This window comes from Pseudomonas sp. 24 E 13, assembly GCF_900004715.1.
Lineage (GTDB): Bacteria > Pseudomonadota > Gammaproteobacteria > Pseudomonadales > Pseudomonadaceae > Aquipseudomonas > Aquipseudomonas orientalis_A.
This window is the reverse complement of the sequence record NZ_CVTO01000159.1, coordinates 74,129-88,945: the sequence shown is the minus strand read 5'-3', so window position 1 is coordinate 88,945 and position 14,817 is coordinate 74,129. Positions and strand designations below refer to the sequence as shown.

General features: G+C 62.4%; 10 protein-coding genes and 2 riboswitches. Of the genes, 5 read left to right on the top strand and 5 right to left on the bottom strand.

Annotated features, from left to right (window positions below; genetic code table 11):
* Nucleotides 1-85: 85 nt before the first annotated feature.
* Nucleotides 86-4,504: an SET domain-containing protein-lysine N-methyltransferase gene (locus BFP90_RS26080; RefSeq protein ID WP_065898338.1), complete on the bottom strand. Its 4,419-nt coding sequence runs from the start codon at nt 4,502-4,504 to the stop codon at nt 86-88.
* Nucleotides 4,505-4,703: 199 nt separating this feature from the next.
* Here BFP90_RS26080 and nfuA point away from each other — a divergent pair, with 199 nt between their 5' ends.
* Nucleotides 4,704-5,288, top strand: coding sequence for a Fe-S biogenesis protein NfuA (nfuA, locus tag BFP90_RS26075; protein ID WP_003190728.1), 585 nt, complete (start codon nt 4,704-4,706; stop codon nt 5,286-5,288).
* A 255-nt stretch (nt 5,289-5,543) separates the two neighbouring features.
* Here nfuA and cobM read toward each other — a convergent pair whose 3' ends face one another.
* The 4 genes from cobM to BFP90_RS26055 all read right to left on the bottom strand — a co-directional run bounded on the left by cobM (nt 5,544) and on the right by BFP90_RS26055 (nt 7,654).
* The gene (cobM, locus tag BFP90_RS26070) at nt 5,544-6,290 is read right to left on the bottom strand and encodes a precorrin-4 C(11)-methyltransferase (RefSeq protein WP_065885264.1); all 747 of its coding nucleotides are present in this window, start codon (nt 6,288-6,290) and stop codon (nt 5,544-5,546) included.
* Between the two features lie 70 nt (nt 6,291-6,360).
* Nucleotides 6,361-6,753, bottom strand: coding sequence for a cobalamin biosynthesis protein (locus BFP90_RS26065; RefSeq protein ID WP_065898337.1), 393 nt, complete (start codon nt 6,751-6,753; stop codon nt 6,361-6,363).
* Nucleotides 6,750-7,454: a CbtA family protein gene (locus tag BFP90_RS26060; protein WP_065898336.1), complete on the bottom strand. Its 705-nt coding sequence runs from the start codon at nt 7,452-7,454 to the stop codon at nt 6,750-6,752. The genes BFP90_RS26065 and BFP90_RS26060 overlap by 4 nt, the downstream gene beginning before the upstream one ends.
* A gap of 11 nt (nt 7,455-7,465) precedes the next feature.
* Nucleotides 7,466-7,654, bottom strand: a complete 189-nt coding sequence (locus tag BFP90_RS26055) for a CbtB domain-containing protein (protein WP_065898335.1) — start codon at nt 7,652-7,654, stop codon at nt 7,466-7,468.
* Between the two features lie 95 nt (nt 7,655-7,749).
* Nucleotides 7,750-7,967, bottom strand: a riboswitch (cobalamin riboswitch).
* 42 nt (nt 7,968-8,009) lie between these two features.
* Nucleotides 8,010-8,210, top strand: a riboswitch (cobalamin riboswitch).
* A 92-nt stretch (nt 8,211-8,302) separates the two neighbouring features.
* Between BFP90_RS26055 and cobW the strand changes: the two genes are divergently transcribed.
* Genes cobW through BFP90_RS26035 form a run of 4 tightly spaced genes read left to right on the top strand, consistent with a single transcriptional unit; the run spans nt 8,303 to nt 14,782 of the window.
* Nucleotides 8,303-9,364: a cobalamin biosynthesis protein CobW gene (gene cobW / locus BFP90_RS26050; protein WP_065898334.1), complete on the top strand. Its 1,062-nt coding sequence runs from the start codon at nt 8,303-8,305 to the stop codon at nt 9,362-9,364.
* A gap of 2 nt (nt 9,365-9,366) precedes the next feature.
* Nucleotides 9,367-13,128, top strand: a complete 3,762-nt coding sequence (gene cobN, locus BFP90_RS26045; protein WP_065898333.1) for a cobaltochelatase subunit CobN — start codon at nt 9,367-9,369, stop codon at nt 13,126-13,128.
* Nucleotides 13,128-14,126: an ATP-binding protein gene (locus BFP90_RS26040; RefSeq protein WP_065898332.1), complete on the top strand. Its 999-nt coding sequence runs from the start codon at nt 13,128-13,130 to the stop codon at nt 14,124-14,126. Before cobN ends, BFP90_RS26040 begins: the two co-directional genes overlap by 1 nt.
* Nucleotides 14,127-14,179: 53 nt before the next feature.
* Nucleotides 14,180-14,782, top strand: coding sequence for a vWA domain-containing protein (locus BFP90_RS26035; RefSeq protein ID WP_065895389.1), 603 nt, complete (start codon nt 14,180-14,182; stop codon nt 14,780-14,782).
* Nucleotides 14,783-14,817: the final 35 nt, after the last annotated feature.

Sequence of the window (14,817 nt, the reverse complement as noted above, 5' to 3'; positions counted from 1 at the left end):
TTCCCAGGGAAAAAGGAGTGATGCGGTGAACAATCCCGCTGGGCCTGCCGGAGTGACCTGCTGTACGGGCAAGGGGGGGACGGTCTCAGGGCTTTATGTACTTCCAGTAATCTTTCCCATAGTCCATCAGCAACTCCGTCCCGGCAGGAATATCCCTCCACGCGAGCAGGAACACCATGTACTTTCCTACATGCAAGGAACCCACGTTCTCGATACCGACGTTGGGGATGCCCGGTACATTGACCGCGTTAACCAGGCTAAGGATATTGCTGTTGCCGTGACCGCTGATAAACGCGCCGTTGGTGTTTGTCCTGAATAGATAAGTACCGACGGCCTCTTTACTTTTTTCCATTATCTCGGCATCCATCGACGCCTTATTCAAGTGCAACTTGCCGGTGTAGGGGCCGAGGACGTCGAAGCGTTTGATATCGGTCCTGGCGACCACCGACAGACCCCGTTCCGGGCCCTCACCGAGCTTCTTGACCTCAAGCAATCGATCCAGCGTGCGATGGTGACTGCCTTCCCTGGCGATCCAGTCGCGAATGCTTTTGGTTGCAGCGCTCTTGACCTCCATATGTTGGTGGCCCATGAACTCATCAAAAAAATGATTGGCATCGGTGATCTTGATTTTCTCAGGTGCGCCTTCGAGCTCCCGGGTCAGGCTGTGCCGGACATCGTTCGGGTCCTGAAGGATCGGCGCGTTATTGTTGATTCTGTGATCGTAGGAAGCGGTGATAGACGTGGATCGGCGCCGTAAGGGGGGCGTATCGTTTTCCAGGCGCGGCCGCTTCGAACCGCCCGGCCGGGGCTCGGGCGGGGCTGGGCGTTTCCTGGCGATCTGCTCGTCGACGATGTCTCCTGAGCCGAAAACCCGCATTTCTCTTCCCGCACGGGTCAGGCTGCCGTTGTCGTTGACATAGGTGCGCCAGATCAACGGGTTGAGATCGTTTGCTTCAACAAAGGTGGCCATGGAAGAGCTTGAATTATTGGAGTTGTAGAGGGTGTGCCACGCTTGCAGATGGGTGTGGTTCACCGGGGTGAACTGCCCGCCGCTGGCATGCCGGGCGAGTACCTTTCCGGCTGCCCGATAGCTGCCATCCAGGTTTACATACTCTGCAAAGGCCCTCGGGTCCAGGTTGTGGTCGGCGGCGAATCCCTCCAGGGTGAGCGTGTTGCGGTTTTTCTGGGAGGTCGTGCGCCAACTCTCCAGATGATCAAAGGTGACATCCGTGCGCGCGGTGCCTGCTCGGTCCGGCATCGTGCGCCCACGACTCGTCAGGTTGTCGCCGGTATGTACAAACTGCCTGAATGCGTCGGGGTGCAGGTTGTAGGTCCTCACAAAGTCATCCATGGTTTTTTTCAGGGCATTTTCACTGGTTTGCGTCCATTTCGTCAGGATCAGGGGCGTGACGAAGTCGGGCTTTTCCGGAGCGCCACCCCTGACTTTGATCTGGCTCGAATACAAGTGTCCCGGCTCCACGGACGATAGCGTGATCGACAGGTCCCGGTTTTTCCTGGGGTTGACCAGCACCACGGAAAAACTGTTGTCGGCGCCAGCGGCGGTCTCCTGGATAAAACCGTAGGAGTTGTCCCGCACCTGATACACCGAGATCGTGCAACTGTCATCGATATTGCAGATGAACCGTTGGTTGTACTCCGCACGGAAAAAGATCCCGCGGGAATCGGGCTTGAGCCCGGCAATCCAGTGAGGGTCCACGGCGTACTTGCGGATCAGCGGGCTTGTGTTGCTGATAACCGTGACCGGCTCGCGAAAGCGTGGCCCGAAAACGCGGTTGGAGCCGGCGTCAATCAGCCGATAGTCCGGTGCCTCCAGGCTGCCGACATTGCGCATGGGGATGTTGGGGAAACCGTCCACCGTAAACAAGCGGTCGCCGGCCTGGCCCGGTGACCAGATGCGCGGGTCGACGGAGATCATGTGGCGGGCTGCGACACTCCCGTCGCGCAACTGCGCGAGCCCCTTGCTGGCCTGGCGCAGGGCTGCCGTGCCGAGTTTGATCAGGGCGAATCGCCCCAGCTTCAATACCGCGGCCACGGCAGCCAGGGGGTTGAGTTCCTGCAACGTGGCGGTGATCAGCTTTCTGGTCAGCGCGGTGAAGTGCGGCAACGCAAGGCGGATACCGGCCTTGCCTGCCTGGACCACTACGCGCGTGCAGCCGGCAATGTACTTGCCGATGGGCACACCGAACGACACGATATCGGTAAAAAGGCCGAGCCCACCTGACTCGATACGTTGAGGATCGCCTGAGGCCAGGTCGTCGATGGAGCCCCAGAACGGCACGAACATTTTTCCCCAGTAAGAAATGTCTTCAAGAAAGTCACGGCCGATATCCATGGTCCGTGAGGCTTTACGTGTTTTCTCCAGCAGGGTCTTTTCATCGCAAAAGAACAACTCACGCGCGATCATCTCAGCCAGTGCCTCAATCCTGGGGGATTGGCGGAAATTGGCGGCCCGTGACAGGGGTTGTGCAGGGGGTAGCGGCGGTGGGGCTTGTGACACTTGCTCATCCTGGGATGCGATGAGCGCCGGCATCACCTGCCCGACTTGCTCGACGATCAGGGTGGCTGTCTGGTCGGGCTTAGGCTTCACGGCGTCTTTATAAGCTTTCCAGTCGAATGGCAGTTCGGTACCTTTTCTGAAGCTGCCTCGACTTGAGCGGGTGGCCCCGCCAACACGTTCGACTTTTACCTCGCCGCCCACCAACAGCGTTTTGAGGTCTTCGCGCACGCGAACAATGCCGGCGTTCGGAAATACCTCGATGTAGCGCAGGGTGTACGGATGGTCAGCCCTCGCCAGACGCAGGATAAACCCCGAGCGCCCGCGAACGGCGTCAGTGTTGTGCTTGTTTTCATGCTCGACCTGGACGTCATGCAGCGGTTGGCGTAACGAATACACCGTGATCTCGTCACGGTCGCTATTGCCCGGCCATAACGGCGCAAACTGCGCCAGCAAGCCTGTTATCAGGGTTTTGTAGGCCGCTCTTGGGGTTCGCAGGTAGTCATTGAAAGCCTGGTCATACTCAGTGTCCGAGTTGAAACGAAAACGACTGGGTGGTTGCAGTACGAGGTTTTGCGTCGCCGTCACCGTCTCGCTTTCATGCTGCTCCAGGGCAGCCAATGCATGTTCGATATCTTTGCTGGAGTGGCCGTTCCGGCTTACGGGCAGCAGGCCAGTGTTTACTGCCCAACTGAGCGTCGGTTGGATTTTTGCCGCAACCACCAGCGTTTGTTGTGCTGGTTCGTCGGCATACACACGAAGGAACTCACCTGGCAGATTGAGCAGTTGCTCGAACGTCATATGCCTTGATGAGCCCGGGGCGACCGACTCGGCCAGGATAAATCCGCTTTTGAAGTTGACCCATGCGCTGGAGGTGCCGTAAGGCAATTCATCTGGAATGCCCTCGACCCATACTTCACTGGGAATATTGGCCTTGAGCACGCAGACGGCCAGGCGCGCCGTCGAGGCATTGAGGCGTAATGAGCGCTCATACTCCTTGTTCAGCGACTGACGAATGAACCCATAGTTGATCGCCGGGGGGATGAACGCTTTGAGTTCGTTGTCGTTGAGTGAATGGGCGTCTGGCGTGATCGTCAGCCAGAGTGCGCGCCAGAGCAGTTTGACCATGACGGCTTGCAGGCACGCTTGGCCATCGCTGGCGCCATACCAGTCCAGGGCCACGGCGATGGATTGGCCCAATGCCAGGTTTTCGGGGGTATTGAGGATCTGTTCCAGGAGTACGGTGGGGGTGGTGTCGAGTGCTGCTTGTTGCGCAGGGGTCAACCGCTGGGGGACGACTTGTGCGAACAACGACTGGGCCTTGTCGCGCTCGAGGTCGCGCACGACTTGTTTGATGATTCTGTCATCCTCAGGCCCTAGCAAGTGTTCCAGGTCGCTGACATGGCCATCGTGACCTAGTTGGCAAAGCGCCCGATATTCCTGCAGGTAATATTGCACAGCTTTCCACTGGGCCAGGGTTGCTGGGGCGGCGGGTATGATTGCGTAATAGGCCAATACCAGATCAAGGCGCACTGAGCCGTCGCTTTTGACGCCGTTGCCGACTTTGCGGTAGACGTCCAGCAGGATGTCTATCTGGTTGGCCCAGTAGAGCGGCGCTTTGCGCAACACAACCGGATGACCGCCAATGTCGAACACCTCCGCCGGGTCAGGGATAGGTGATTTCGACGTACTGAGCAGGTCGGACAGAAAGTCGTAAGGGAAATCGCCGAGCGGAGAGTGGTTGGGCGAGGGTTTTGCACTGAGGAACGCCTTGAAGTCGTCATCTTCTTCCAGGATTTTAAGCACGCGAACAGCGGCTTTGCATTCACGGCCCAGTGCCGAGTCTGCTGGAGGGCAGTAGTAAGACTTCAGCGCGTTCTCAAGGGTCGGGCCCTGGATCAGGCTCGCCAGATGGTCCAGCAGGTGATCGAGGTCCGACAGGCGCGCAGGTGGGCTCTTGGACATGAGTCGGGAAAGTGTGGGCTTCATTAAAACCTCGCGAGTGAGCAATTAAGATCGCGATGTCATGCTAGAGAGATGTGCATTCTCGCAAGTGCTACATAGATAGGTATTGCTGAAGGACTCAGCAGGACGCGGCCCCCGGGATGCTTTTCCGACAAAAACACTCGGACTTTGTACCTGCGTAATAATTTGGCGTAAACTGCCGGCAAGCCTGTGAGGAGTTTCCATGACTGCCATAACCATTACCGACGCCGCCCACGATTACCTGGCTGACCTGCTGTCCAAGCAGAACACCCCGGGTATCGGTATCCGCGTCTTTATTACCCAGCCTGGTACCCAGTACGCCGAGACGTGCATTGCCTACTGCAAGCCTGGGGAAGAGAAGCCTGAAGACACCGCATTGGGGCTCAAGAGCTTCACCGCGTACATCGATGCCTTCAGTGAAGCCTTCCTTGACGATGCCGTGGTCGACTACGCCACTGATCGTATGGGTGGCCAATTGACCATCAAGGCGCCCAATGCCAAGGTGCCGAACGTCAACGCTGACAGCCCGGTCAATGAGCGTATCAACTACTACCTGCAAACCGAGATCAACCCGGGGCTGGCCAGCCACGGCGGCCAGGTGAGCCTGATCGATGTGGTGGATGACGGTATCGCCGTATTGAAGTTCGGCGGCGGTTGCCAAGGCTGCGGCCAGGCGGACGTGACCCTGCGTGAAGGCATCGAGCGCACCCTGCTCGAGCGCATTCCCGAGCTCAAGGGTGTACGTGACGTGACCGACCATACGCAGAAAGAAAACGCCTACTACTGAGTAAGGTGTTCACTGCGACGAAAAAACGGCGCCCCGTGAGCGCCGTTTTTTTATGCTTAAAAAAGGATTAAGTGTGGGAGGGGGCTTGCCCAATATTGTAGGAGCGAGCTTGCTCGCGAAAAACTCACAGGCGCCGCGTTGATTCAGAAAGCCCGCGTTATCGTTGACGTTTTTCGCGAGCAAGCTCGCTCCTACAGCTTTATTGGATTTATTGATTTAAATCAGCGGATTGATTGGGTTTTGTGAAGTAGAAACTCAAGGTCGGTACAGGTGCGCATGCCCCGCCCGATACAGTGACGACTCGCTGAACGTGTCACTGGCCAGCACTCGACCCACCACAATCAACGCGGTACGCCGAAACCCCTTGGCCGCGACTTTTTCGGCGATATCCGCCAACGTTCCCACCACCCAATCCTGATCCGGCCAGGTCGCGCGGTGCACCACGGCGATCGGGCAATCGGCGCCATAGTGCGGCAGCAGCTCCGCGACGATCTTCTCCAGGTGGTTGACCCCCAGGTGAATCGCCATGGTCGTGCCGTGGCGGGCCAGGCTGTCGAAGTCCTCGCCGGCGGGCATGCTGGTTTTATCGGCATAGCGGGTCAGGATCACGCTCTGGGCGATGTCCGGCAGGGTCAGCTCGGTTTCCAGCAGCGCCGCGCAGGCCGCCACTGCGGTGACGCCGGGAATGATCTGGAAGGGGATGCCCAGCTCACGCAAATGGCGAATCTGCTCGCCAATCGCCCCATACAGGCTCGGGTCGCCGGAGTGCACGCGTGCCACATCCTGGCCTTGCGCATGGGCAGCCTTGATCAAGTCGATGATCTGTTCCAGGTGCAGCTCGGCGCTGTTGACCACCTGGTGTGCCTGATGACCTTCGAGCACCGCCGCAGGTACCAGTGAGCCGGCGTAGATGATCACCGGGCAGCTGCGGATCAGCCGCTGGCCCTTGACGGTAATCAGTTCCGGGTCGCCGGGGCCTGCGCCGATGAAGTAGACGGTCATGGGGAATTCCTGTTGTAAAACGGGCGAGCATGAAGATTGCTCATGATCGAGAGCGGCAATTATCGGGATTTTAACCGGCGCAGGCTAATGCAAAGGTAGCCTGGGCGGTTTTCCTGCGGGTAATCAGCAGGCGAGCCGGGCCGTGGGCGAGTCGCTCGGCCAGGGCCAGTGCGGCGCTTTCGGCGATGCCGTAACAGCCGGTATGGCTGAACGCGACGGCTGATTTGTGGCTCAGCCGATGTTCATAGCCCGCCAGCTCTTCGGCGCTGAAACACTGCAACGGCAGGTTCAGCAACCGGGCCAGGGCCAACAACCCTGGCTCAGCCTGTTTGCGATCAATGCTCGCCAGCGCGGTAATGCGTTGGCGTTCAATGCCACTCTCGGCGAGGGCGCTATCAAGGAGCTCCAGCAGGGTGCGCACGTCACAGCCGCGCTGGCAACCCAGGCCGACGACGAGGGTCATGCCGCGTAGTGTTCATCGCGGTTACGGCGAAACAGCCAGGCACTGTTCAAGCCAAGGGCCAGCCAGAACGCCACATTGGTCAACTGCGATGCGATCTTGAACTGGGCCTCTAGGGCCTCCGGGGCCAGCATGGCGTGGACTTCCGGCTGCGGAGCGCCGATTAGGTGGGGTACGGCAAGGATCGCCACACCCAGCACCTTGAGCACCCCGCCGCGACCGAACACCAGCAAGGCAATACCGGCAGCGGTAGACGCAGCGGTGCCGATCCACCAGATCTGTCGTTGCGCCAGATCAGCGGCGGCGGTGCCCGGCAGCTCGGGCGGCAGGCCCAGGGTCGGCGCGAGTACGAAGGTGGCATAACCGGCCAGGCCCCACAGCAGCCCTTGAGCTGTGCGGGTGGGTGCGCGCAGGGTGTACAGGCCGGCCAGCATCAGCGCAAACCCGACCGCTACTACCAGGTTGCCACCGGTGGTCGACAGCACGCGCTGCCAGCCATCTTCCGGTTCCCAGGCTTCGGCGTCGTGGGTGTGGGCAGCAGCCCCTGCGGCATGTTCATGGGGCACTTCGGCCACGGCTGGAGCCTTTTCAAAGGTCTCCGCCTGCAAAATCAACGGCGCGACCCACAGGCTTTGCAGCAGGGTCAGCAGCAGGGCGGCCAACAAGCCGGTGAAGCCTGCGGTTTGGGCAATACGCTTGATCATGTCGACAGGTCTCAGTGGCACGGGAACGCGGCGCTGTGGCGGGTATCGTGGGCCGCGTTGTGCACGGCCTCGATATGGGAGAAGCCGGCGAAATACACCAGGCACGCGCCGAGGATCGACGCACCGATAGCGGCGGTCAGGCGTTGGCTCAAGGTGGCAGTGCTGCTGGCTGCGGGCGAAGTGCTGCTGATGATCGACATGGCGCGTCCCTTTCAGGTGTCAGGGTGGAACGAGCGCATGCAAACCCCACGCGCCAGGCACGCAGGGTTTCGAACAGCGCCCGCCCACCGCGGGTTTGTTATCTGATTTTTCGGGCCGGTCTCCGGGCTTGCGAGGGGCGCTCTTGAACAAAGAGTGGGCCTTATCAAGCATCTCCTTCCCATGCATACGCACAGTGGATTTGACGCTTCGCTCGCTTACCGTTGCGGGGGCAGCACCGGACTTGCCATGGGTCTATGGCGCACCGGTTTCCCGTTTCACCCTGTGAAGGGCACCCGAAACAAGATGAGTAGGAGAGCATGGGCCGGGGACGGTAGTCAAATGCCGCGAGCCCCTGTAGCCTTGCACCCTCGAGGTTCTTCGGCTGCGGTCGAAGCTAAGAAGGGAACGCGGTTCAAGCCGCGGCTGCCCCCGCAACTGTGAAGGGTTCAGTTGACTGCCACGCCACTGCCGAGACGGCGGGAAGGCGCAGTCAGCATGGGTCGCAAGACCTGCACGCCCCAAGCCAGGAGACCTGCCTCGTCACTGATTTTTCAATTCAACCGGGCGGGGTGATCCGGTGACGAAATCCGCTGCTGCGCGTCGCCGCAGGGCCTGTCGTCCCGTATGCCCGCCCCAAAGGGCATCCGATGAAAACACTGGCCAAACTCCCCGTCACCATCGTTACCGGCTTTCTCGGCTCGGGCAAAACCACCTTGCTGCGCCATATGCTCGACAACGCCCAGGGCCGTCGCATTGCCGTGATCGTCAACGAGTTCGGCGAGCTGGGCATTGACGGTGAAATCCTCAAGCAGTGCTCCATCGGATGCACCGAAGAAGAAGCCAACGGCCGCGTCTACGAGCTGGCCAACGGCTGCCTGTGCTGCACCGTGCAGGAAGAGTTCTTCCCGGTGATGCGTGAGCTGGTCGCCCGTCGCGCCGACCTTGACCACATTCTCATCGAAACCTCGGGCCTGGCCCTGCCAAAACCGCTGGTACAGGCTTTCCAGTGGCCGGAAATCCGCAGCGCCTGCACCGTCGACGCGGTGATCACCGTGGTCGACAGCCCGGCCGTGGCCGCCGGCACCTTCGCCGCGTTCCCCGACCAGGTCGATGCCCAGCGCAAGCTCGACCCGAACCTGGACCACGAGTCGCCGTTGCACGAGCTGTTCGCCGACCAATTGGCCAGTGCCGACCTGGTGATCCTCAACAAAGCCGACCTGATAAGCGCCGAAGACCTGGCCCGCGTGCGCCTGGAAGTGGCTGAAGAGCTGCCTCCGGCGGTGAAGATCATCGAAGCCAGCAGCGGTCGCGTGCCGTTGGACGTGCTGATTGGCCTGGGCGCCGGCTCCGAGGAGCACATCGACGCGCGCCACAGCCATCATGATCAGCACCACGACGGTGAGGACGACCACGATCACGATGCCTTCGACTCCATTTCCATCGACCTGCCTCAAGCCGATGAAGCCCTGTTGCTCAACGCCTTGACCCAATTGGTGGTGCAGCACGGCATCCTGCGCGTCAAAGGTTTCGCTGCGATCCCGAACAAGCCGATGCGCCTGCTGATCCAGGGCGTGGGCACGCGCTTCGACAAGCACTTCGACCGTGCCTGGGGCCTGGAAGAAGCACGCACCACGCGCCTGGTGCTGATTGGCCAGGAACTGGATGCCGTGGGCCTTGAAGCGCAACTGCGCGCCGCCCTCAGCGTTTAACCATGCACCTGCTCAGGACCCAACCCGGTGGCTTCGTCGCGGACGACAATATCGCCGACCTTGGCCAAACCCCCGCCGAGCTGGTGATCCTGTGCAGCGGCGATTCCAGCCTGGCGCTGCTCGCCGAAGCGGCGCAGCAACTGCCCGAGGATTACCCCAGCCTGCGCCTGGCCAACCCGATGCAGGTGCAGAACCACGCCTCGGTCGACTTGTACGTCGATGAGGTGTTGCGCCACGCCAAGGTCATCCTGATTTCCCTGCACGGCGGCATCGGTTATTGGCGCTACGGCATCGAGCGCCTGGTGGAACTGGCCGGACGCGGCGTCACGCTGATCCTGGTGCCGGGGGACGATCGTCCGGACCCGGAACTCAGCGGCCTGAGCACCGTCGCGGCCGAACAGCGCGAGCGTCTGTGGCACTTTCTGCGCCAGGGTGGCCTGGGCAATGCGCTGGACTTTTATCGCTGCCTGGCCAGTGCCCATCTGGGCCGCGACTATGCCTGGGCCGAACCGCAAACCTTGCCGCGTACGGCGATCTATCACCCGCACACCGCCAATGCCCGCCTCAATGACTGGCAGGCGCAGTGGCACGCCGACTTTCCCGTGGCTGCGGTGCTGTTCTACCGCTCGCACTTGCAGGCGGCCAATACCGGGTTTATCGATGTGTTCTGCCAGCGCTTGCAGGCCGCGGGCCTGAACCCGTTGCCCATCGCAGTGGCCAGTTTGAAAGAGCCCGGTTGCCTCACGGTGGTCGAGGACCTGTTGGACGACGTGCAAGCCGCAGTGATACTCAACACCACAGGCTTTGCCCAATCCAGCCCGGAAGCACCGCACCTGCGCCCGTTTCGGCGCAATATCCCGGTGATCCAGGCGATCTGCGCCCAGGATAACCAACCCGGCTGGGAGGCCAGCGCACAGGGGCTCGGCCCCCGCGACCTGGCGATGCACATTGCCTTGCCGGAGCTGGACGGGCGCATCATCAGCCGGCCGATCAGCTTCAAGGACCTGGCCTGGCGCAGTGAGCGCAGCCAGTCGGACGTGGTGTGCTACCGCGCCGCGCCCGAGCGCATGGATTTTGTCGCCGAACTGGCGCGCCGCTGGGTCGAGCTGGCGCGGCTGCCGAATGCGCACAAGCGTGTGGCGCTGATCCTGGCCAATTATCCAACCCGCGACGGCCGTATCGGCAATGGCGTGGGCCTGGATACGCCGGCGGCAGCGCTGAACATCCTGCGCGCGTTGCAAGCCGAAGGGTACCCGGTGCCGTCCACCTTGCCGGACAGCGGCACCGCTTTGATCCACGCCTTGCTGGGCGGCGTCACCAACGACCTGGACAGCCTGGACCTGCGCCCGTGCCATCAAAGCCTGGGCCTGGACGACTATGACGCAATGTTCCAGCGCCTGCCCGAGGCCAATCGTCAAGCGGTGCTCAAGCGCTGGGGCGCGCCGCATCAGGACCCGATGTGCCGCGACGGCCGTCTGATGATCGCCGGCCTGCGCCTGGACCAGACCTTCGTCGGCATTCAACCGGCGCGCGGTTATCAGGTTGATCAGAGCGCGGTGTATCACGACCCTGACCTGGTCCCGCCCCACGGCTACCTGGCGTTCTACTTCTGGCTGCGCCAGACCTACGGCGCCCATGCGCTGATTCATGTGGGCAAGCACGGTAACCTCGAATGGCTGCCGGGCAAGGGCGTGGGCCTGTCGGAAAACTGCTGGCCGGACGTGCTGCTCGGCCCGCTGCCGAATATCTACCCGTTTATCGTCAATGACCCGGGAGAGGGCGCCCAGGCCAAGCGGCGCACCCAGGCGGTGATCATCGACCACCTGATGCCGCCCCTGACCCGCGCCGAAACCTACGGCCCGCTACGCGACCTGGAATTGCTGGCCGACGAATATTACGAAGCGCAGTTGCTCGACCCGCGACGCGCGTTGGAATTGCAGAAAGACATCCTCAAGCTGGTGCGCGAAACCCGTATCGACCAGGAACTTGAGCTGGACGGCGAGGCCGATGCCGACATCTGGTTGCCGCGCCTGGACACCTACCTGTGTGACCTGAAGGAATCACAGATCCGCGACGGCCTGCATATCTTTGGCGAATCGCCGGCGGGGCGCTTGCGTATCGATACCTTGCTGGCCTTGCTGCGCATTCCCCGTGGCGATGGCCGTGGCGCGCAATCGAGCTTGTTGCGCGTATTGGCCAAGGCGTTCGAGCTGGGTTTCGATCCGCTGGACTGCGCACTCGCAGAACCGTGGACCGGGCGTCAGCCCGAGGTGTTGCGCAAGCTCGACGCACAGCTGTGGCGCACCGCCGGTGACACCCGCGAGCGCCTGGAGCTCTACGCGACGCGCCTGATCGAGCAGGCGCTGGAGGGGCCGCTGGAGCAGTTGGAGGAAGCCGGCTGGGAAGAGGTGAAGGCGGTGGTCGAGAGCCTGCGCATTGTTGTGGCGCCGCGCCTGGATGCCTGCGGCCCGGCAGAAATGCGCGGCCTGCTGGATGCCCTGGGCGGTCGCTTTGTGCCGGCCGGTGCCAGTGGCGCGCCGAGTCGCGGCCGCCTGGATGTATTGCCCACGGGGCGTAATTTCTTCACCGTGGATGTGCGCAACTTGCCGACCACCACGGCCTGGCGCATCGGTTTCCAGTCGGCCAGTCTGTTGCTTGAACGGCACCTGCAGGACCACGGCGACCATCTGCGCCAGCTGGGCCTGTCGGTGTGGGGCACTGCCACCATGCGCACCGGTGGCGACGATATCGCCCAGGCCATGGCGCTGATGGGCGTGCGCCCGGTATGGGCCACCGGCAGCCAGCGCGTGGACGACTTCGAGATTCTGCCGATCAGCCTCTTGGATCGTCCGCGTGTCGACGTGACGCTGCGCGTCTCCGGTTTCTTTCGCGATGCGTTCGCCAATCTGATCCGCCTGTTCGATGCGGCGGTGCAAGCGGTGGCGGCCCTCGACGAGCCGGATGACATGAACCCGCTGGCCGCCAAGGTGCGCAGCGAGCGTCAGGCGTTGCTTGAGTCGGGCCTTGACGAAGCGGCCGCAGCGAAACAGGCCGGCTGGCGCATTTTCGGCGCCAAGCCAGGCGCCTATGGCGCGGGCGTGCAGGGCGCAATTGACGGTCGCCTGTGGCAAAGCCGCGAGGACCTGGCCGAGGTCTACCTTAACTGGGGTGGCTACGCCTATGGCGCCGCCGACGAGGGCACCGCCGCCCGTGGGCAATTCGCCCAGCGCTTGAGCCAGGTGCAGGCGGTGCTGCAGAACCAGGACAACCGCGAACACGATGTGCTCGACTCCAACGATTACTACCAATTCCAGGGCGGCATGCTCGCCGCCGTGGAAACCCTGAGCGGCAACAAGGCCGCCAGTTATCATGGCGATCACAGCCAGCCGGACCTGCCGAAAATCCGCACCTTGAAGGAAGAGCTCAATCGGGTGGTGCGCTCCCGTGCGGCCAACCCGAAGTGGATCGAAGGCGTGAAGCGTCACGGCTATAAAGGCGCGTTTGAAATGGCCGCGACCGTGGACAACCTGTTCGCCTTCGACGCCACCACCGCGTTGATCGATGATCACCAATACGCGCTGCTCGCCGACGCCTACCTGCTTGACCCTGACACCCGCGCGTTTGTGCAGCAGCACAACCCCGACGCCCTGCGCGACATGACCGAGCGCATGCTCGAAGCCCAGCAGCGCGGCATGTGGCAAGAGCCGGGCGCCTACCGCGAAGCGTTGGAAAACCTGTTGCTGGATATGGAAGAAGACAGCTGATGACCGATATTGCGCATTTCCCGCTGGCCGCCGTGGTCGGTGCCGATGAGCTGAAACTGGCGCTGTGCCTGAACGCGATCGATCCCCGGATCGGCGGTGTGCTGATCGAAGGCCCGCGCGGCATGGCCAAGTCCACCCTGGCCCGTGGCCTGGCGGACCTGCTCGCCAGCGGGCAGTTTGTCACCTTGCCCCTGGGCGCGACCGAGGAGCGCCTGGTCGGCACCCTGGACCTGGACGCCGCGCTCGGCGAGGGCCGTGCACAATTTTCCCCCGGCGTGCTGGCCAAAGCCGATGGTGGCGTGTTGTACGTTGATGAAGTCAACCTGCTGCCTGATCATTTGGTCGATCTGTTGCTCGATGTGGCCGCCAGCGGCACCAACCTGATCGAACGTGACGGCATCTCCCATCGGCATGCGGCGCGTTTTGTGCTGATCGGCACGATGAACCCGGAAGAGGGGGAGTTGCGCCCGCAGTTGCTCGACCGCTTTGGCTTCAACGTGGCCTTGAGCGGGCAAACGGTGCCGGCCGAGCGCGGGCAGATCATCCGTCGTCGCCTGGATTTCGACAGTGACCCCGTCGCGTTCTGTGAACAGTGGGCCGAGCCGCAAGCCGCATTGCGCGAGCGCTGCATTCAGGCGCGCGCACGCCTGGACAGTATCGAGCTGGATGACCAGGCCCTGGCGCAGATCACCCAGCGCTGCTTTGCCGCAGGCGTGGACGGGATGCGCGCCGACCTCGTGTGGCTGCGCGGTGCCAGGGCCCATGCCGCCTGGCGCGGGGCCGACGCTATCACCGAGGAAGATATAGACGCGGTCGCGGAATTTGCCTTGCGTCATCGACGCCAGGAGCAGGCACCTGCGGCCAGTCCGCCCAACCCGGCCCAAGCCCCGCAACCCTCTGACTCCTCGCAGGGCCAGGGCCAATGGGGCGATATGCCCGCGCCAGCGCTGCCCACCGGCCCGCGCCGCGATGTGCCCGCCTGGCCAAAAAAGCCCTAGGCATTCGCCCTCGACCTGACGCGGGGGCGGATGCGCGGCCCCAGGCGGGGCAATTGGAAAACGGCAGGCAAGGCAAGGCGCGCAGTGCGCGACAGGGCCTGGTCAATTGGCCGGGCACCTTGCTCGGCGGCAGGCCGCAGCGCCGTGAAGATTTACGTTGGCATCTGCGCAGCCGCTCGGCGCATGAACTCTGGCTGGTGATTGTCGACGCCTCGGCTTCCACTCGGCGGCACCGGGCCTTGAGCGATGCCAAAGGCCTGCTGGCGCAAGTGTTTGATGACGCCTACCGGCAACGTGCGCGCCTGGCCTTGCTGACGGCCAGCGGGCAATCGCCGCAGTGGCAGGTGCAGGGCTTGAAAGCGGCAAAAAGTTTGGCGCACTGGCTTGAACAACTGGGCGCCGGTGGCGGTACGCCGCTGCTGGCAGCCTTGACCGAGGCGGGGCATTGGCTGGTGGCGCGGCGCAAGCGTTACCCGGCAGAGCAGCAGCGTTTGCTGGTGATTACCGATGGGCGGCTCAAGGTGATTGAAGGGTTGCCACCGCTGGCGTGCCCGGGATTGCTGATGGATATCGAGCGCGGGCCGATCAGGTTGGGACGGGCGCGAGAGCTGGCTATCGGGTTGCAGCTGGATTATCGGCATATCGATGATGTGTAGTGCCTGGCCAGCCGCCATCGGGGGCAAGCCCCCTC

What these genes read in the sequence shown, in the direction of transcription:
- BFP90_RS26060 (WP_065898336.1), bottom strand. Translation starts at nt 7,454, where the DNA reads ATGATCAAGCGTATTGCCCAAACCGCAGGCTTCACCGGCTTGTTGGCC.
- BFP90_RS26080 (WP_065898338.1), bottom strand. Translation starts at nt 4,504, where the DNA reads ATGAAGCCCACACTTTCCCGACTCATGTCCAAGAGCCCACCTGCGCGC.
- BFP90_RS26040 (WP_065898332.1), top strand. Translation starts at nt 13,128, where the DNA reads ATGACCGATATTGCGCATTTCCCGCTGGCCGCCGTGGTCGGTGCCGAT.
- BFP90_RS26055 (WP_065898335.1), bottom strand. Translation starts at nt 7,654, where the DNA reads ATGTCGATCATCAGCAGCACTTCGCCCGCAGCCAGCAGCACTGCCACC.
- nfuA (WP_003190728.1), top strand. Translation starts at nt 4,704, where the DNA reads ATGACTGCCATAACCATTACCGACGCCGCCCACGATTACCTGGCTGAC.
- BFP90_RS26065 (WP_065898337.1), bottom strand. Translation starts at nt 6,753, where the DNA reads ATGACCCTCGTCGTCGGCCTGGGTTGCCAGCGCGGCTGTGACGTGCGC.
- cobN (WP_065898333.1), top strand. Translation starts at nt 9,367, where the DNA reads ATGCACCTGCTCAGGACCCAACCCGGTGGCTTCGTCGCGGACGACAAT.
- cobW (WP_065898334.1), top strand. Translation starts at nt 8,303, where the DNA reads ATGAAAACACTGGCCAAACTCCCCGTCACCATCGTTACCGGCTTTCTC.
- cobM (WP_065885264.1), bottom strand. Translation starts at nt 6,290, where the DNA reads ATGACCGTCTACTTCATCGGCGCAGGCCCCGGCGACCCGGAACTGATT.